This window comes from Streptomyces panaciradicis (assembly GCF_023516615.1).
GTDB classification, from domain to species: domain Bacteria; phylum Actinomycetota; class Actinomycetes; order Streptomycetales; family Streptomycetaceae; genus Streptomyces; species Streptomyces panaciradicis.
Window position 1 is genome coordinate 71,465 of the sequence record NZ_JAMGBF010000015.1, and the last position, 17,655, is coordinate 89,119.

General features: G+C 74.3%; 18 protein-coding genes and 1 pseudogene. 10 read left to right on the plus strand and 9 right to left on the minus strand.

All coding sequences use genetic code 11. The annotated features are described in order from the left end of the window. Positions 1-43 precede the first annotated feature (43 nt). The 6 genes from M8J74_RS06490 to M8J74_RS06515 all read left to right on the plus strand — a co-directional run bounded on the left by M8J74_RS06490 (position 44) and on the right by M8J74_RS06515 (position 5,497). Positions 44-637, plus strand: a complete 594-nt coding sequence (locus M8J74_RS06490; RefSeq protein ID WP_249835490.1) for an Rv1733c family protein — start codon at positions 44-46, stop codon at positions 635-637. A 215-nt stretch (positions 638-852) separates the two neighbouring features. Beyond that, entirely contained in the window at positions 853-1,821 is a 969-nt protein-coding gene (locus M8J74_RS06495; protein ID WP_249835491.1) for an acetylxylan esterase, read from the plus strand. Positions 1,822-1,831: 10 nt separating this feature from the next. Continuing rightward, the gene (locus tag M8J74_RS06500) at positions 1,832-2,236 is read left to right on the plus strand and encodes a nuclear transport factor 2 family protein (RefSeq protein ID WP_058927092.1); all 405 of its coding nucleotides are present in this window, start codon (positions 1,832-1,834) and stop codon (positions 2,234-2,236) included. Between the two features lie 162 nt (positions 2,237-2,398). Then, positions 2,399-3,565 carry a serine hydrolase domain-containing protein gene (locus M8J74_RS06505; RefSeq protein WP_249835492.1) on the plus strand — a complete coding sequence of 389 codons (1,167 nt, stop codon included), beginning with the start codon at positions 2,399-2,401 and terminating at the stop codon, positions 3,563-3,565. A gap of 131 nt (positions 3,566-3,696) precedes the next feature. Beyond that, on the plus strand, positions 3,697-4,443 hold the full coding sequence (locus tag M8J74_RS06510) for a GntR family transcriptional regulator (protein ID WP_249835493.1): 747 nt from the start codon (positions 3,697-3,699) through the stop codon (positions 4,441-4,443). Positions 4,444-4,606: 163 nt separating this feature from the next. Next, positions 4,607-5,497 (plus strand): universal stress protein, encoded by an 891-nt coding sequence (locus M8J74_RS06515; RefSeq protein WP_249835494.1) that lies wholly within the window; start codon positions 4,607-4,609, stop codon positions 5,495-5,497. Positions 5,498-5,532: 35 nt separating this feature from the next. On the opposite strand, the gene M8J74_RS06520 is transcribed toward M8J74_RS06515, so the two are convergent. Together M8J74_RS06520 and M8J74_RS06525 are read right to left on the minus strand one after the other, a co-directional pair. Then, positions 5,533-5,757 carry a DUF2180 family protein gene (locus M8J74_RS06520; protein WP_249835495.1) on the minus strand — a complete coding sequence of 75 codons (225 nt, stop codon included), beginning with the start codon at positions 5,755-5,757 and terminating at the stop codon, positions 5,533-5,535. Positions 5,758-5,884: 127 nt separating this feature from the next. Beyond that, the gene (locus M8J74_RS06525; RefSeq protein ID WP_249835496.1) at positions 5,885-6,607 is read right to left on the minus strand and encodes a class I SAM-dependent methyltransferase; all 723 of its coding nucleotides are present in this window, start codon (positions 6,605-6,607) and stop codon (positions 5,885-5,887) included. 94 nt (positions 6,608-6,701) lie between these two features. Between M8J74_RS06525 and M8J74_RS06530 the strand changes: the two genes are divergently transcribed. Continuing rightward, positions 6,702-7,109 (plus strand): nuclear transport factor 2 family protein, encoded by a 408-nt coding sequence (locus M8J74_RS06530; protein WP_249835497.1) that lies wholly within the window; start codon positions 6,702-6,704, stop codon positions 7,107-7,109. A gap of 22 nt (positions 7,110-7,131) precedes the next feature. Here the strand turns inward: M8J74_RS06530 and M8J74_RS06535 are convergent, their stop codons facing one another. From M8J74_RS06535 to M8J74_RS06545, 3 genes are read right to left on the minus strand one after another with little or no spacing between them, the layout of a single operon-like run. After that, positions 7,132-8,391, minus strand: coding sequence for an RNA polymerase sigma factor (locus M8J74_RS06535; protein ID WP_249835498.1), 1,260 nt, complete (start codon positions 8,389-8,391; stop codon positions 7,132-7,134). Continuing rightward, positions 8,388-8,687: a YciI family protein gene (locus M8J74_RS06540; protein WP_249835499.1), complete on the minus strand. Its 300-nt coding sequence runs from the start codon at positions 8,685-8,687 to the stop codon at positions 8,388-8,390. The genes M8J74_RS06535 and M8J74_RS06540 overlap by 4 nt, the downstream gene beginning before the upstream one ends. Next, a complete protein-coding gene (locus M8J74_RS06545; RefSeq protein ID WP_249835500.1) occupies positions 8,687-9,409 on the minus strand; it encodes a YciI family protein in 723 nt (240 codons plus the stop codon). The genes M8J74_RS06540 and M8J74_RS06545 overlap by 1 nt, the downstream gene beginning before the upstream one ends. A gap of 395 nt (positions 9,410-9,804) precedes the next feature. Between M8J74_RS06545 and rho the strand changes: the two genes are divergently transcribed. Then, positions 9,805-10,947 (plus strand): transcription termination factor Rho, encoded by a 1,143-nt coding sequence (rho, locus tag M8J74_RS06550; RefSeq protein ID WP_249835501.1) that lies wholly within the window; start codon positions 9,805-9,807, stop codon positions 10,945-10,947. Positions 10,948-10,954: 7 nt separating this feature from the next. On the opposite strand, the gene M8J74_RS06555 is transcribed toward rho, so the two are convergent. Beyond that, complete coding sequence (locus tag M8J74_RS06555; protein WP_249835502.1) at positions 10,955-11,563, minus strand: cation transporter; 609 nt, start codon at positions 11,561-11,563, stop codon at positions 10,955-10,957. 121 nt (positions 11,564-11,684) lie between these two features. On the opposite strand from M8J74_RS06555, the gene M8J74_RS06560 reads away from it, so the two are divergent. After that, positions 11,685-12,767: a hypothetical protein gene (locus tag M8J74_RS06560; RefSeq protein WP_249835503.1), complete on the plus strand. Its 1,083-nt coding sequence runs from the start codon at positions 11,685-11,687 to the stop codon at positions 12,765-12,767. A 247-nt stretch (positions 12,768-13,014) separates the two neighbouring features. Continuing rightward, positions 13,015-13,713: pseudogene (locus tag M8J74_RS44785) on the plus strand (D-alanyl-D-alanine carboxypeptidase family protein); the annotation flags it as partial. 83 nt (positions 13,714-13,796) lie between these two features. On the opposite strand, the gene M8J74_RS44790 reads toward M8J74_RS44785, so the two are convergent. From M8J74_RS44790 to M8J74_RS06580, 3 genes are all read right to left on the minus strand, one after another. Beyond that, positions 13,797-15,149: a glycosyltransferase 87 family protein gene (locus M8J74_RS44790; RefSeq protein WP_308406011.1), complete on the minus strand. Its 1,353-nt coding sequence runs from the start codon at positions 15,147-15,149 to the stop codon at positions 13,797-13,799. Continuing rightward, a complete protein-coding gene (mptB, locus tag M8J74_RS06575; RefSeq protein WP_249835577.1) occupies positions 15,146-16,543 on the minus strand; it encodes a polyprenol phosphomannose-dependent alpha 1,6 mannosyltransferase MptB in 1,398 nt (465 codons plus the stop codon). The genes M8J74_RS44790 and mptB overlap by 4 nt, the downstream gene beginning before the upstream one ends. A 152-nt stretch (positions 16,544-16,695) precedes the next feature. After that, positions 16,696-17,634: a glutaminase gene (locus M8J74_RS06580; RefSeq protein ID WP_249835505.1), complete on the minus strand. Its 939-nt coding sequence runs from the start codon at positions 17,632-17,634 to the stop codon at positions 16,696-16,698. Positions 17,635-17,655 lie beyond the last annotated feature (21 nt).

Consider the following 17,655-nt stretch of genomic DNA (forward strand, 5'->3'; position numbering starts at 1 on the left):
CCCCATCAGTCCCTCCGGCTCCGGTCACGGCGGGGAGGTCGAGATGCGAACCCGGGTGCGCGGCTGGCGCTGGCGGCGCAATCCGCTGCGGCGCCGGTCGGACGTCGTCGAGGCGTGGACGGTGCTGGCCGTCGCCGTGCTGCTGCTCGTGGGCGCGCCACTGGCGGGGGCGGTCGCCGGCTGGTGGGCGCACGACCACGCGCGGACCGTCGCGGCCGCGGACCGGGCCGCACGCCACCAGGTGCGGGCCGAGGTCGTCGGCACCCCGCCCGACAGGCCCGCCACCACACCGGGCGGCCGCGATCACGCGTACCCCGTGCGGGTGCGCTGGACGGACGGCGCGGCCAGGACGCACACGGCGCAGGCGCGCGTCCCGGCGGGCACCCGGCGCGGTGACACCGTCGACGTGTGGTTCGACTCCCGCGACCGCAGCGTCCCCCCGCCACCGGGAGAGAGCCAGATCTGGCAGCACACGGTCACCATCGGCACATGCGCCGCGGGCGGCTCGGCCGCTCTGGTGCTCCTGGTCAACGTCGTCGTACGCCGCGTCGCCACCGGCCACCGGCTGACCGAGTGGGAACGGGAGTGGGCGCGCACCGAGCCGCAGTGGACGCGCCGGCAGGCCGGAGGGCCGTAACCCCTTGAGGCCCTACCTCTGAGCAGGCCCGCCCGGCCGACGGGGTTCGTCCGATCCGTCGGACACCGACGCTCCCCGCCTCGATGACCAGCGGGTTCCTCGCCGGGGGCGGATTCGCGCCGTCGAGCGGCCGGGCGGCACAGGTCTGGCGAGTCGTCCGACCACCCACGTACGGTGTGATCACCCGTTCGGTCCCGACTTCAAGGCGGTCCTGCATGGCCCTGTTCGACCTCCCCCTCGACGAACTCCGCGCGTACCGCAGCGCGTCCGCCGAGCCCACGGATTTCGACGCGTTCTGGTCCAAGACCCTCCAGGAGGCCCGCGAGCACGACCTGGACGCCCGCTTCGAGCCGGTCGACACGGGGCTGACGACGGTCCAGGTGTACGACGTGACGTTCGCCGGGTTCGGCGGGCACCCGGTGAAAGGCTGGCTGACGCTTCCCGCCGGCACGGACGAACCGGTTCCGCTGGTCGTGGAGTTCATCGGGTACGGCGGCGGACGCGGGCTCCCGCACGAGCATCTGCTGTGGGCGTCCACGGGCCGCGCGCACTTCGTGATGGACACGCGCGGCCAGGGCAGCGCCTGGGGCGGCGGTGGCGGCACCGCGGACCCGATGGGCGGCGCCCCCGCGTACCCGGGCTTCATGACCCGGGGCATCGACGCGCCCGAGAACTACTACTACCGCCGTGTGTTCACCGACGCGGTGCGCGCCGTCGAGGCGGCGCGTTCGCATCCGCTGACCGACGCCTCGCGCACGGTCGCGACCGGCGGCAGCCAGGGCGGCGGCATCACCATCGCCGTGGGCGGCCTCGTTCCGGACCTGGTCGCGATCGCCCCGGACGTGCCGTTCCTGTGCGACTTCCCGCGTTCCACCACCCTGACGGACCGTCACCCCTACCGGGAGATCGGCCTGTTCCTCAAGACCCACCGCGGCCGCGCCGAGGACGCCCTGCGCACCCTGTCCTACTTCGACGGCGTCCACTTCGCCACCCGCGGCCGCGCGCCCGCCCTCTTCTCGGCGGCCCTGGAGGACCAGACGTGCCCGCCCTCGACGGTCTACGCGGCGTTCAACAACTGGGCACACGACGACAAGCGGATCGAGGTGTACGAGTTCAACGACCATGAGGGCGGGGGGCCTTACCAGCAGGCGGCCAAGCTGAAGTGGCTGCGGGCCTACGCCTGAGGGGCCGGGCATGCGGACACATGAGGCGGCGGAACGCTTCGTCAGGGTCTGGGAGCGGGCCTGGGCCGCGCACGACGTGGACGCGCTGCTGCGGCTGTACGCCGAGGAGTGCGTCCACCGGTCCATGCCGTTCCGCGAGCCGCACCGGGGCCGGGCCGAACTGGCCGACTACCTGCGCTGGTCCTTCGCGCGGGAGCGGGTGACGGACGTGCGCTTCTCGGCGCCGGTCGTCGGCCCGGACGGGGTGGCGGTGGCCGAGTTCCGGGTGCTCGCCGAGGAGGAGGGAGTGCCGTCCACGCTGGCGGGATGCGTGTTCGTGCGGTTCGACGAGGAGGGGCTGGCGGTCGCGACACGGGACTACTGGCACACGGCGGACGGTCACGAGGAGCCGGCCGGCGACCTGTTCTTCCTCTGACCCTCCCTGCCGTCGGGCGACCTGTTCCCTCTCTCGGTCCCCGCTCCCTCCGGCGACCTGTTACCCCTCGCGACCTTCCCTCCAGTCCGACCAGTCGGTACGTTCAGGGGGCCCGGATCGCGGCGGTGCGGCCCGGGCTTCCGGCGGACGACGGAGGGGACCATGACGGAACGCGAGCCAGTCGCGCGGGGACACTGCGACGCGCGGTTCGAAGCGGTGCGGACGGCGTTCGAGGAGAACTTCCGCGAACGCGCGGAGCTGGGCGCCGCCGTCACCGTGACCGTCGGCGGCGAGGTCGTGGTGGATCTGTGGGGCGGCTGGGCCGACGCCGACCGCACCCGCCCCTGGGAGCGGGACACCCTGGTCAATGTGTGGTCCACGTCGAAGGGGCCCACCGCCCTGTGCGCGCACGTCCTGGCGGACCGGGGGCTGCTCGACTTCGACGCGCCGGTGGCCGACTACTGGCCCGAGTTCGCCGCGGCCGGCAAGGAGAAGGTCCTCGTACGGCATCTGCTGTCGCACCGCTCCGGTCTGGCCGGCCTCAGGGAACCGCACTCGGTCGAGCAGCTCTACGACTGGGAGCTGATGACGCGGCGGCTGGCGGCCACGGAGCCGTGGTGGGAGCCGGGAACGGTCTCCGGCTATCACGCGCTCACCTTCGGCCACCTGGTCGGGGAGCTCGTGCGGCGGATCTCGGGGCTGACGCCGGGGGCCTTTCTGGAGCGGGAGGTGACCGGACCGATGGGGATCGACTTCACCATCGGCCTGCCCGAGAAGGAGGCGGGGCGGGCCGCCGAGCTGTTGCATCCGCCGGCCGCCTCCGACAGCGAACAGGGCGCCGCCTTCGGCCGGTTGACACCCGCGGTGCTCGCCGCGCTGGCCAACCCCCTGGTGGGCGCGGCCGAGGCGAACACGCCGCAGTGGCGGGCCGCGGAGATCCCGGCCGCGAACGGGCACGGCACCGCGCGGGCGATCGCCGCCCTGTACGGGATCTTCGCGGGGCGAGGGTCGTACGGCGGGCGGCGCGTGCTGTCGCCCGAGGCGGCGGAGCGGGTGCGCGAGGGGCAGGGCAGGTGCCGGGACCTGGTGCTCGGCGCCGGACTCGACGGCGAGACGGAGATCGGGCTGGGCCTGTGGCTGAGCGGGCCGAACGGCTCCTACGGGCCCAACCCGAGGGCTTTCGGACACGACGGCTTCGGCGGCTCCTGCGGGCTCGCCGACCCCGAGGTGGGGGTGTCGCTGGGGTACGTCATGAACCGGATGGGGCCTCATATCGCCGACGACCCACGGAAGACGGCACTGATCGAGGCCCTCTACAGCGCCTTGTGAGCCGGGGTGCGGGGCGGGCCGGTTTCGGCCGAACCGCCCGCCCGCTCTTCCCTGGTGGTTTAGACCAATGCTAGATCTGGTGGCGCACCGAGCCCGCACGGCTACCGCACGTCACCAACAGGAGGCGCGGCATGGCCCGCACCACTCCGCACGCCCACTCCCCCGTCACCGGCCCGCCGCTGTACTGGCGCGTCGCCACGCGCCTGTTCGACGACCTGCGCGACGGCCGCATCCCGCCGGGCGAACGCCTGCCGAGCGAAAGGAGGCTGGCCGAGCATCTGGGGGTCAGCCGGGAGACCGTACGGCAGGCGCTGGAGGTGCTGCGCCGGGACGGCCTGGTCGCCACCGACCGGCGCGGCAGCCACGCCACGCTGCCCGGCGCGGCGGTGAGCGGCCCGTCCTCGCTGACGTTCCCGGTGGGCGCCCGGCACACCGACCCCGGCGGCGCGGTCGACCGGGCCACCGTCACCTGGGAGCCTCCCCCGCCCGAGCACGCCGAGGCCCTCGGTCTCGCCGCGCACCGGCCGACGCTGGTGCACCGCTACGAGTCGACGGGCGCCGACGGCCGGGGCCGCCGTACCGCCGTGACCTCCTTCTCCGCCGTCGCCCTGTCGGAGGTGGAGGAACTGGCCCGCTACCGCGACCGCGCCGACGGTGCCGCCACGGCCCAGCTGCGCCGTGCCTACGACTGGATGCGCAAGGCGGGCCTGACCCTGCACCACCGCGACTCCATCACCCCGCTCGCCGACGCGCCCTCGGTGCGGGTGAGGCGGCGCGTGCACGACCAGTACGCGCGGCCGCTGGAGATCACCGACCTGCTGATCGACGCCCAACAGGAGGCCCTGGTCTACGAGTTCACACTGCCGTCGGCGGGCTGAGCGGTCGCGGCCGGCTCGTGGCGCGCTGCCGGGGCGGGCCGAACGGCCCCCGCGTCGCACCTTCAGGCCCTGCTCCGGCGGCCGTACGACGGCGATCCTGAAAGAGGGGACTGCGTGCGGCGCGGCATGCCCGGGGCCGCCGCGCCGGGACCGGAGGTGGGCCATGACCGGACCTGTCGTCGTCGGAATCGACGGCTCCCCGGCCGGGACGACGGCCGCATGGTGGGCCGCCCGCGAGGCCGCGAGCAGACGGCGGCCGCTGCTGCTGCTCCACTCCTGGTCCACGCAGCCGCTCGACGTGCCCCTCGCCCATGAGGCGCTCGGCAAGCAGCAGAACGGCGGGCGGCTCCTGCAGCGGACCGAGACCGAACTGCTGCACCACTACCCCGGTCTGGTCCTGACCACGGAACTGACGTCGACCCCCGCCACCGAGGCGCTGCTGGACCTCGGCGGGCTCGCGGAGCTGCTGGTGCTCGGCAGCCGCGGACACGGCTCCACGGCGAGTTTCCTGCTGGGTTCCACCAGCCTGTACGTCCTGGGCCGCGCCCGGTGTCCGGCCGTCGTGGTCCGGGCCGGCGATCCGGCGGTCGAGGACGGCTCGGGCCGTCCCGTGGCGGCCGACCGCGGCGAGGTCGTGGTCGGTGTCAAGGAGACGGGCCGGGCCGCCGACCCGCTGCTCGAGTTCGCGTTCGCGGCGGCCGACCGGCGCCGGGCCCGGGTGCGCGTGGTGCGGGCGCTGCAGTCGTTCGGCACGGTCGCCCCGGTGCACGCGATGGCCGCCGGTCACGCCGACAGCCACCACGAGGCGGAGGAGCACGCGCGTCTCGCGGCCGTACTGGCCCCTTGGCGGGAGAAGTTCCCCCACGTCCGGGTCGTGGAGCAGGTGGCGGCAGGGCCGGCCGCCGCGGTGCTGCTGTACGCGGCGGAGCGCAGCGAACTCACCGTGCTGGGGCGCCGGCGCAACCCCTCGCACCTGACCTGGAGGCTCGGGCCCGTGGCCCACGCGGCCCTGCACCACATGCCGTGTCCGGTCGCCGTCGTCCCGCACGACTGACCGGCCGGCGGGCCCGCGTGCCGGGGCGGGACCGTTCAGCCGGCGCACCGCACATGGTCGAACGTCTCGGCCTCGTAGCACGAGGGACATGTCACGCGCCGCGCGAGCCGGCGGCCGGCGCCCGGCCCCGAGCCGGGGGCGCGCTCCGTCAGCCGTCCGACGACGTGGGCGTGCCGCAGGCACACTCCGCAGCCGCAGCGGTCGCACACCGCGACCGCCGGGGCCGTCGTGTCCTTGAGCGCGCAGTCGTAGCAGTTCACGACGCACCTCCCTGACCCGCGTTCCGCACTCTCATCGTCCCGCCCGACGCGGTCTCCGGCGCCGGGCCGGTCGGGCCTTTCCCGGGACCGACGGCCCAGCCCCGGCCGCCGTGACCGCCCCGCGCCCTCAGGACCTGACGGCCCGCACCAGGCGCACCCGCGGGCTGCCGTCGCTTCGCCGCCCGAACTCCGGCAGGGCCTCCAGGCCGACACGGAACCCGGCGCCCTCCAGCTCCCGCCGGACGTCGCCGAGCCGGAAGTCCCGGTAGTACATGACGAACGGCGGGCGCCACACGGCGTTGCGCACCCGCATGACGGCGTCGAAGCCCAGCAGCATCCAGAAGGCGGGCGACGAGGGCCGGGGCGGCGCGAGCACGGGAAAGGCGAAGCAGCCGCCCGGCCGCAGCACGGAGTGCACCTGCCGGAACAGGCCGGGCAGTTCGCCGGGCAGGAAGTGGCCGAAGGCCCCGAAGCTGACCACCAGGTCGAAGGCCGGTCCGAACGGCAGCGCGCGGGCGTCCGCCCGCACCCAGGAGACGTCCGGCCCCGCCGGTCGGACGTTCTGCCGGGCCACGGCGAGCATCCCGGCGCTGAAGTCGACGCCCGTCACACTCTCCCGGCAGACCCGGCCGAGCACCTCGACCCCCGCGCCGGTGCCGCAGCACAGGTCGAGCCCCGTCGCGTAGGGCCCGGTCCGGGCGAGGGCCGCCGCCACGGCCTCCAGCACCGACTCGGGCGTCCGGAAGGGCGTGTGGTCGAACTTGGGGGCGAGCAGGTCGTATCCGCGCTCGACGGACGAGAGCGCCTGGACGGCGAGTTCACGCAGGCTGGGACCTTCGGGGCTGAACATCTCGGTCAGCTTAGGGGAACCGGTCGTGGACAGGCCCGCGCCTCCTGGCTAGTCTCATCGGCACCTATTCCACTAGTTCACTATGGAGTGAGCGATGCGCGCGTTCCGCGAAGCGGTCGAGGCGGGTGATCTCGACGCGGTCGAGGCACTGCTGGCGGAGGACGTCGTGTTCTCCAGCCCGGTGGTGTTCAAGCCGTACCCGGGCAAGGCGATCACCGCGGCGATCCTGCGGGCGGTGGCGCAGGTCTTCGAGGACTTCCGCTACGAGCGCGAGCTCGCCGGGCCCGACGGCCGCGACCACGCCCTGGTGTTCGCGGCCCGGGTGGGCGACCGCGAGCTGACGGGCTGCGACTTCATCCACCTGGACGAGAACGGCCTGATCGACGAATTCACCGTCATGGTGCGGCCGTTGTCGGGTGCGCAGGCGCTGGCGGCGGCCATGGGCGCCCGCTTCGAGGAGATCGCCAAGGAGGCACAGGCACGGTCGGCCTCCGCTTCCTGACGTCGGGTCCGGGGGCCCGCCCTCACCCCGGCCGGCACTGCGCGAGCCGCCTGCGCAGGAACCTCCGTTCGGCGTCGTTCCGCACCAGTTCCAGGGCCCGCTCGTACGCCGCGGCCGCCTCGGCCGTCCGTCCGGCGCGGCGCAGCAGGTCGGCCCGGGTGGCGGGGAGCAGGTGGTAGTCGGCGAGCTCGCCGTCGCGTTCCACTTCGGCGACCAGGGCGAGTCCGGCGTCCGGGCCCTCGGACATGCCGACGGCGACGGCGCGGTTGAGGCGTACGACGGCGGAGGGCACGAAGCGGAGCAGGGCGCCGTACAGCGCGGCGATGTCGGCCCAGTCGGTGTCGTCCGCCGTGGCGGCGTTCGCATGGCAGGCCGCGATGGCCGCCTGGATCTGGTAGGGCCCGGGCCGGCCGCGGCGCAGGACCGTCTCCACCAGCGCGGTGCCTTCGTCGATCTCGGCGCGGTCCCAGGCGCTGCGGTCCTGGTCCTCCAGGGTCACCAGGTCGCCGGCGGCGTCCACGCGCGTGTGCCGGCGCGCGTCGTGCAGCAGCAGGAGGGCGAGCAGGCCGAGCGTCTCCGGTTCGTCGGGCATCAGGCGGGCCAGCAGCCGGGCGAGACGGACGGCCTCCGCGCACAGGCCGGCGCGCACGAGTTCGGCTCCGGAAGTGGCGGCGTAGCCCTCGTTGAACAGGAGGTAGACCACGCCGAGGACGCCGGTGGTGCGTTCGGGCAGGAGGTGGGCGGGCGGCACCCGGTAGGGGATGCCGGCGTTGCGGATCTTCCGCTTCGCCCGCACCAGGCGCTGGGCCATGGTCGCCTCGGGCACCAGGAAGGCACGGGCGATCTCCGGCGTGGTCAGGCCCGCGAGGGTGCGCAGGGTCAGGGCGACCCGGGCCTCGACGGGCAGCGCGGGGTGGCAGCAGGTGAAGATCAGGCGCAGCCGGTCGTCCCGCACGCCGCTGTCGTCGCGGTCGTACTCGGGGTCGTACGGCTGCTCGTCGCGGGCCAGCACGGCGGCCTCCCGGAGTCTGGCCGCCCCGACCGCCCTGCGGCGCAGGACGTCGAGGGCGCGGTTGCGGGCGGTGGTGGTCAGCCAGGCGCCGGGGCGGCGCGGGACGCCGTCGCGCCGCCACCGGTCGAGGGCCTGGGTGAAGGCGTCCTGCGCGCACTCCTCGGCCAGGTCCCAGTCGCCGGTCACCCGGATGAGGGTGGCGACGACCTGGCCCCATTCCTCGCGGAAGGCGGCGGCGACGGCCGCCGCGACGTCCTCCGTGGCACTCACTCCCAGACCGGCCGTACCTCGACCGAACCGCCGTCACACGCGTAGGGGTGCCCGGCGGCCAGGGCGATCGCCTCGTCGAGGTCCTCCGCGTCGACGAGGGCGATCGCCGCGAGGTCCTCCCCTGACGGCGCGAACGGCCCGTCCGCGAGCAGGACTTCACCGTCCCGCACGCGGACGGTGGTGGCGTCCACGGCCGGCCGCAGCCGCACCCCGCCGGTGACCTCCGGGCGGTCCGGGCCCCCGGACGGGGGTTCCTCGCCCCCGTCCGGGAGGCGGGCCAGCAGGGCGTACCGCATCACGCCCCCTTCACGGACACGGCGTGCTCGTGGGTGATCAGCCGGCGCAGCCCGGTGTCGCGGTAGCCGGTGGTCACCCGCAGCGTCTCGTCGAGCGCCGTGCCGTCGCCGCGGGCCGCCGTCAGCCGGACCAGGGCGTGGGTGAAGCCGACGCTCTCGTCGACCTGGACGCGCAGGTCCAGCACCTCGCGGGTCACCGGACCGGTGACGGACGCGAACAGCTCCCGCAGCGCCTCCCGGTGGGCGCCCAGCCCCTGGCGCTCCTCGCCGTGGGCGAGGTGGAAGACGGCCGCGTCCGGTGTGTAGCAGGCGAGCGCGCGGTCCAGGTCGCGGGCGTGGAAGGCGGCGGTGAGTTCCGCGTCGAGGGCGCGGATCGCGCTCTCGGCGTCGTCCTCGTCGCCCATCGGCCAGAACGGCCGCACCTCCATGGCTCCGATGGCGGCCACGGGGTGCGCGGCGGCCGCCTCGACCGCCTCCTCCAGGCTGTCGCACTCCAGGACGTCGAATCCGGCGACGTACTCCTTGGTCTCGGCGAAGGGGCCGTCGGTGCGCAGGACCTCGCCTCCACGCACCCGTACGGTGACCGCCTCGGCGGGCAGGGCCAGCCGGTGGCCGTGCAGGCGGGCGCCGCGCTCCCCGAGTTCCTCCACCCAGGGTTCGACGGGCGCCATGCCGGAGGCGTCGGCGGTGTCGTCGCCGCAGACGAGCAGCATGTACTTCATGGGGTCCTCCCGGTCGTCATCAGCTTCCTACACCCCACCGACGAACGGGACCGGCCGCAATCGACACCGGCTGTGCGGAATAGGCCGGGACACCGTCGTGTTGACGCCGGTGAGCAGTCGAGCGGTTTGGGCCCGCGGCCCCTGTGGTACCGTCCTGCTAGCACTTGCGTACGCCCCGTTGAGGGCGCCGGTGCCGTTCCACCTCAGTCAGCCGACCGCCCGCCGTCCTCCGGCCGGCGCACCGGCTTTCCACCACCACCCCGTGACCGGCGCGTTTCCCGCCCCGCACCGAGGTGCCGTTCCCGCCGCCGAAGGCGCATGTCCGCCTTCCTCTCGCGGCCTCCCCCTCCCTCCCGCATGTCCCCTTGCATTCGTCCTCGAAAGGACCGACCGACATGACCACCACTCTCGAACACCCCCCTGTCAGGCAGGAACCCCAGACCCAGGTCGCCGCCGGTGTCCTCGACATCGACGCGGGCGGAAAGGGTCATCTGCGCGCCCCGGGCCTGCAGGCCACGCCGTCCGACCTGCCGGTCCCACCCGCGCTGATCCGCCGTCACGGCCTGCGCAAGGGCGACCTGGTCGACGGCGTCCGCGACGGCCGGCGCGCACTCACCGAGGTCGTACGGGTCAACGGGCGCACGCCCGACGAACTCCGCGGCCGTCCGCACTTCCGCGACCTCACCCCGCTGCATCCCCGGCAGCGCATCCGTCTGGAGCACCCGGCGGCCGGGCTCGCGGGACGCGTCGCCGACCTCCTCGCCCCCGTCGGAAAGGGCCAGCGCGGCCTGATCGTGGCCCCGCCCAAGACCGGCAAGACCGTACTGCTGCAGCAGATCGCGGCCGCCGTCGCCGGCAACCACCCCGAGTGCCACCTGATGGTGGTGCTGCTGGACGAACGGCCCGAGGAGGTCACCGAGATGCGGCGCTCCGTACGCGGCGAGGTGTACGCCTCCACCTTCGACCGGAGCCCCAAGCAGCACATCGCGCTCGCCGACCTCGTCATCGAGCGGGCGAAGCGGCTCGTCGAGGCCGGCGAGGACGTCGTGATCCTGCTCGACTCCCTGACCCGGCTGTGCCGGGCGCACAACAACGCGGCCGCGTCGAGCGGCCGTACGCTCAGCGGCGGCGTGGACGCCTCCGCGCTGCTCGGCCCGAAGCGGTTCTTCGGCGCCGCCCGGCTCGCCGAGGAGGGCGGCTCGCTGACGATCCTCGCCACCGCGCTGGTGGAGACCGGCTCGCGCGCCGACGACTACTTCTTCGAGGAGCTGAAGAGCACCGGCAACATGGAACTGCGCCTGAGCCGCGAACTCGCCTCGCGCCGCGTCTTCCCGGCCGTCGACGTCAACCCCTCCGGGACCCGGCGCGAGGAACTCCTCCTCTCCCCCGCCGAGTTGACCACCGTACGCGGCCTGCGGCGCGCCCTTCAGACACGGGACGGGCAGGCGAACCTGGAGACCCTGCTGGAGCGCATGCGCGACACCCCGGACAACGCGACCTTCCTACGGCGCGTCCAGCCCACGCTGCCGACTAGCTGACGCACCGTCAGATCCCGTGCTCGCCGGTGAAGATGTCCCGCACCTCACGCACCGCGTAGTAGACCAGGACGTATCCGGCCGCCGGGTCGGCCCACCACAGGCCGGCCAGGGAGTTGAGCAGGAGGCCGAGGAGCACGGCGGCGGCCAGGAGCCCGTCGATCAGCGTGACCCGGCCCTCGGTCCTGAGCACCGGATTGTCCAGCGCCTCGCCGGTGCGTGCCTTGCCCGCGGCGAGGGCGAACATCACGACGGCCGTCACCGCCGTCCAGGCGATGCCCAGCGCCGAGTGACGTGGCCGGAAACCGGTCGCCAGCACCCAGGTGGACTGCGCCAGCAGGTAGACGGCCAGCAGTGCGAAACCGACCCCGATCAACCGCATTGCCCTGCGCCGCCGTTCCTCGCCCGTACCGGACAACTCCCAGATCACCACGGCCGAGGCGCCGATCTCGATGAGGGAGTCCAGGCCGAAGCCGGCCAGCGCGACGGACCGCGCCGAGACCGCGGCGACGGCGAGCACCACGATGCCGATCACGTTCCAGCCGAGCGTGAGGCGTTCGAGGGTCATGCCCCGACGGGCGAGCGCCCGGCGGACGGTGTCGTCAGCGCTGGTCACCACGGAATCCTCCTCCGGCACGGGATGCGCGCAGCGGGGGGCCGCACACCACCCGATCATCGCCCCTTATCCTTCGGGCTGACCTGCACATGCAGACCACAGGTGCGACACGGGGGTACGGCACATGACATATCGGCGCGCGCTCATACCGGCGGCGGTCGGAGGCGCCCTGCTCACTCTGCTGACGCTGTGGGCCGGGGCGAGCGCCTCGGCACTCGGGCTCCAGGGCACGGGCAACGTCTTCGACATCGAGTCCGCGACCGCACTCAGAACCCTGCTTTCTCCCTGGTCGTACTCGGGCGTCTCCGGTGGCGCCCTCTACGCCGACCTCTACCGCACCGCGATGCAGATCAGGTTCGTGACCCTCTTCCTGTTCTTCGTGGCCGGTGCGCTGCTCCTGTTGCGCCGACTGCCGCCGGTGCAGGGCCGCACGCCGGCCACGCTGCTCGCACTGTGGGCCTGGGCTCCGGTGGCGGCGACGCTGGCCGTGACCGTCTCCGCGCCGTGGCTGATCGCCTCGCGGGGCCACGGCAGTTTCCGGGTGCTGCCGCAGGTGGCGAGCGTGATCGCCTCCGGCGGTCCGGTCGCGGTGGTCGCGGGGCTGCTGACCGCCCCGGTCATGGTGGTTCTGGCGCGTGTCATGAACGTCGACCCGGAACCGCTGCCCCGGCGCGACGTACCGCCGCTCGCGGCCCGTCTGGCGGCGAGCGCCGGGACCGCGGTGGTGGCGCTGTCGCTGGTGGTCCTCTCCTACCAGTCGGTGGCGGCCTGGATCCAGACGTCCTTCCCCGGCGAGGGGCTGTTGTCCGAGCCCGGCGACCTGCTGCGCGAGTGGCTGCTGCTGGGCGCCTGGAACGGCCCGTCGACCACGCCCCTGGGCGACTGGCTGCTGTACCGGGCCGCCGACGTCGTCGTGCTGGCCGTGGTGTGGTGGGCGCTGCGGCTGCTGCCGGGCCTTCTCACCGAGGCCACGGCGCCGGCGATGGCGGCGGGCGCGGTCTGCGCGACCGTGCTGGGACTGCTGGCGAGCCAGTTCCTGCACTGGGCGACGGACGACACCACCACCGTGCGCGGACCGGTCTCCTTGTTCGCCGGGCTCGGCGGCGGCGTGCCGGCCGCCCTCACCTTCGGCGTCGTCGCGGGGATCGCGGCCGTCGTGACGCTGCGGCTGGCCGGGCGCCGGGACACCGCCGACGCCGCGGAGTGACTGCGGCATCCGGGTGCTCCCGCCCGCGGCCCGGCCCGGCCATCGGCCCGAGCGCCGGACCGATTCCTACGTTGACAATATGACCATCGGATTTTCCTTCCGTATGCCTCGAACCGCGGTCGCGTTCCGCATGCCCCGGGCCGCGGCCGCCACCTGCGCGGTCTGTGTGGCGGGCGTCCTGGTGTTCGCGCCCGTCGCGGCGGCCGCCGCGCCGAAGCCGGGACCGGCCGGCGGGCCGAGGGCGGTGATGCCGCGCCCGTCGCTGCTGTACGGGCACGGCACGCTCGTGCGCCCCCGGCCGGGCACTCCCGCGCTCCCCGACGTCTCCGCCCTGTCGTGGCTGGTGGCCGACGCCCGCAGCGGCGAGGTGCTCGCCGCGCACGACGCGCACCGCAGACTGCCGCCAGCCAGCACCCTGAAGACCCTGTTCGCGCTCACCGTGCTGCCGACCCTGCCGGGGGGCATCCGGCACCGGGTGCGGGAGGAGGAACTGGCGGGCATCGGACCGGGCAGCAGCATGGTCGGGGTCGCCGAGGGACGCACGTACACCGTCGCCGACCTGTGGCGCGGGGTGTTCCTGAACTCCGGCAACGACGCGGTGCACGTCCTCGCCTCCCTCAACGGCGGCTGGGCCACGACGGCGGCCCGAATGCAGGCCGAGGCGCGGGCGCTCGGCGCTCTGGACACGCACGTGCGCTCACCCGACGGCTACGACACGCCGGGGCAGGTGTCGTCGGCCTACGACCTCGCGGTCTTCGGGCGGTCCGGGCTGCGCAACGCGGACTTCGCCCGCTACTGCGGCACCGCCGAGGCGATGTTCCCGGACGGCGCCGGAGGGTCGTACGGCATCCGCAACACCAACCGGCTGCTGACCGGCGCGGACGGCGTGGCGCCCTACCCCGGGCTGATCGGCGTCAAGAACGGCTACACCACCAACGCGGGCAACACCCTCGTCGCCGCCGCCCGCCGGGGCGGGCGGACCCTCGTCGTCACCGTGATGAACCCGCAGGCCGGGGGCGGGTTCACCGTCTACGAGGAGGCCCGGGAGCTGCTCGACTGGGGGGTCGCGGCGGCCGGGCGGGTGGCGCCGGTGGGGTCGCTGGACGGGCTGCGGGTACGGCCCCGGCCGGGCCCCCACGCGGCGCCGGTGGCCGCGGTCGTCGTGCCGGAGGGCGGGCCCGGATGGCCGGAGACCGGTGTCATCTCGGGGGCCGCCGCACTGGGCGCCGGTGCCGTGGCGCTCGTGCTGCGGGGCAGGGTCGCGCGCTCGTCGGAGGGATGACCGACCGGCAGCCGCAGCAGCAGGCCGAGGGTGATCCACGCGTAGGTGTTGCCGCCCAGGAAGCCGTCGACGCCGGAGGCGTCGTCGAACCACAGCCACACCACGCTGGTGCACATCACCGCGTACAGGGCACCGGCGGTCCGCGGGTGCCCGGCGCGGACCAGCACCGCGAAGGCCGGCAGCATCCACACCAGGTGGTGCACCCAGGTGATCGGGCTGACCAGGCACGCGGTCAGGCCGGTCAGGGCGAAGGCGGCCGGCCAGTCGTCCGCGGCGAGGGCACGCCGGGTGCGCCGGGCCCAGACGGCGAGGACCACCAGGACGGCGCACGCCCAGACGGCGTGGCCCGTCACGCCGAGCCGGGCCAGGACGCCCTGCAGCGACTGGTTGGAGACGTAGTCAAGGCGGCCCACCCGGCCGGTGTCCCACAGCGCCTGTGTCCAGTAGAAGCGGGAGGCGCCGGGGGCCACCCAGGCGGCGAGTGCGGTCGCCGCGCACGCGACGGCGGCGGCTGTCGCGGCCGCGCGTCGGCGGCCGGCGAGCAGCAGCAGGCCGATGAAGACAGCGGGGGTGAGTTTGACCGCCGCCGCGAGGCCGATGCCGACGCCGGCCCAGCGGTCGTGTCCGGTGCGCAGCAGCCGGGCGTCGACGAGCACCAGGGCCAGCAGCAGGAGGTTGACCTGGCCGAAGCTGAACGTGTCGCGCAGGGGCTCGAACAGGGCGAGCAGACAGGCCCCGAGAGCGCAGCCGAACCAGCCCAGGCGCCGCCACGCTCCGTCCGTCAGCAGGTGCACGATCAGTGCGAGGGCCGCGAGGTTCAGCAGCAGGGCGAGGACGATCGCGGTGCGCAGCCCGACGAGGGCCATGGGCAGCATGGCGACCGCGGCGAACGGCGGGTAGGTGAAGCCGTACGCCGTCCCCGGCACCCGGTAGTCGTAGAGCCGCCCGCCGTGGTGGATCCAGGTGCCGACGGCGCCGTAGTAGACGCGCAGGTCGAACCAGTCCCGCAGCAGCGGCACGGTCGCGGTGAAGACCGTGACGGCGACTGCGACGGCCGCCACCAGCAGGATGCGGCCGCGGTCGGTGGCGGGGGGCCTCACGCGGTACGTCCCAGGGCCGGGGCCTGCGCCGCGAGGTGCACCTGCCACAGCACGACCACGGCCAGCAGACCGCCGGAGACGGCCAGCACCAGTTCGTCGGCGCCCGCCGGCGCCCCGCTGGGCAGGGCGAGGAACGCCACCGCTCCCGTGACCGGTGCCAGGCGGCGCCGTACCGCCGGGCCGGGCGCCGCCGCGGCGATGAGGAACAGCGCCCACAGGGCGTACCACGGGCGGATCGCGGGGCCGAGGACGACGACCGCGGCCAGGCTGAGGCCGAGCGCGTAGACGGGGGTCGGGCGTCCTCGCCGCTTCCATATGACGAGGATCGCGACGCCGGTGGCGGCGAGGCCGGCTGCCTGCCAGGCGGGGACGGCGAGCGGGGCCAGATCGCTGCCGGCCTTCGTGAGCAGGGCGGCGGTGGCCCGGCCGAGCAGGCTGGTCAGCGCCCAGTTCTGCGGGGAGACGGGGGTCTTCAACGCCGCTATCCAGCCGTAGCCGGTGCCGGTCACGGCGGTGGTGGCGACGGTCGTGGCGACGGCGGCCGCGACGGTCGTGACCACCGCGCGCGCCGGTCGACGGCCCGCGCGGATCGCGAGCGCGACGACCGCCGCGAGGCCGAGCACCGCGGGCGCCTTGACCAGGGCAGCCAGGGTGACGAGCACGGCCGCCACCACCGGCCACCGGCCGAGCGCGGCCACCAGTCCCGTACCGAGCAGCCCGAGCATGATCGCGTCGTTGTGGGCGCCCGCGACCAGGTGCAGCAGCACCAGCGGGTTGAGGGCGCCGAGCCACAGGGCCTGGGCGGGGTCGGCGCCGCAGTGGCGGGCGAGGCGGGGCAGCGCCGCCGCCATCAGGGCCACGCCGAGCAGTGCCACCAGGCGCATCCCGATCAGCCCCGCCGGGAGTTCGCCGCGGGTCAGGCCGGTCAGGGCCGAGGCGACGCCGAGGAACACCGGGCCGTACGGGGTCGCGGTGTGCCGCCACAGCGCGGGGACCTCGCCGGCGAGCGGCCCGCCGAGGTGGGCCGGGCCGTACGCGTACACGTCCATGTGGGCGTCGACCATGGCGCCCTGGGCGAGGTAGCTGTAGACGTCCCGGCTGAACAGCGGCGGGGCGAGCAGCAGGGGTGCCGCCCAGACGGCGAGGACCAGCAGCAGGGCCCGTGTCGTCGGCGGTTCGGCGCCCCGCACGAGCCGGCCCAGCAGCAGCCAGGCGGCGATCAGCAGGGCGACGCCGAAGTACACGCAGACCAGCCCCAGCGCCACACGCACGTCGGCGGGGGCCGGCAACTCCTCAACGGGCAGGGCGCCGGCCGTCTCACCTCCCAGCGCGAGGAAGGCGGTACCGGCCAGCCCCAGCACCTGGCAGCGGCGGAGATCGACGGGAAAAGCCAAGGCCAACACTCGGGAAGCGTGTCAACGCCGGATGGCGGGAGATTGACGCGCCGCCCTCGCGTCGGGGACCTGGATGTGACCGGCGTGTGATCCCGTGGCGGCGACGACTTCCACCGGCCCGAGGAAGTTCCCGGACCGAGCGCGGCCCCGGCTCAGAACACCGAAAGGCCCGTCAGGGTGGTGAAGCGGTCCAGGGCCGCCACTCCCGCCACCGAGTTGCCGCGCTCGTCGAGCCCGGGGCTCCACACGCACAGCGTGCAGCGCCCCGGCACGACCGCGATGATGCCGCCGCCCACCCCGCTCTTGCCGGGCAGTCCGACCCGGTAGGCGAACTCGCCGGCCGCGTCGTACGTCCCGCAGGTCAGCATCACCGCGTTGACCTGCTTGGCCTGGCTGCGGGTGAGCAGCCGGGTGCCGTCGGCGCGGATGCCGTGCCGGGCCAGGAAGCCGGTGGCCAGGGCGAGGTCGGCGCAGGAGGCCGTGACGGAGCACTGGCGGAAGTACTGGTCGAGCAGGACCGGGACGGGGTTGTCGATGTTGCGGTAGGACGCCATGAAGTGGGCCAGGGCCGCGTTCCGGTCGCCGTGGCCGGCCTCCGAGGCGGCGACGTCCTTGTCGAAGTCGAGCGCTGTATTGCCGCTCTCGGCGCGCAGGAACGCCAGCAGCTCGCCCGCCGCGTCGCCGGTACGGGTGTGCAGACGGTCGGTGACGACCAGCGCGCCGGCGTTGATGAAAGGATTCCGCGGGATGCCGTTCTCGTACTCCAGCTGGACCAGGGAGTTGAAGGGGTTGCCGGAGGGTTCGCGGCCCACGTGCTCCCACAGCTCGTCGCCCTCGCGGGCCAGGTCGAGGGCGAGGGTGAAGACCTTGGTGATGGACTGCGTGGAGAACGGCTCCCGCCAGTCCCCCACGCCGTACACCGTGCCGTCCAGCTCCGCCACGGCCATGCCGAAGCGGCGCGGGTCGCGGGCGGCGAGCGCCGGGATGTAGTCGGCGGGCCGCCCGCGGCCGGGGGTGCGTTCCATCTCCTCGGCGATGCGCTCCAGGACCGGCTGGAAGGAGTGGGACGACGTCGCGTTCATGATCACCATTGTGCCTCCGTGCCGGTCCCG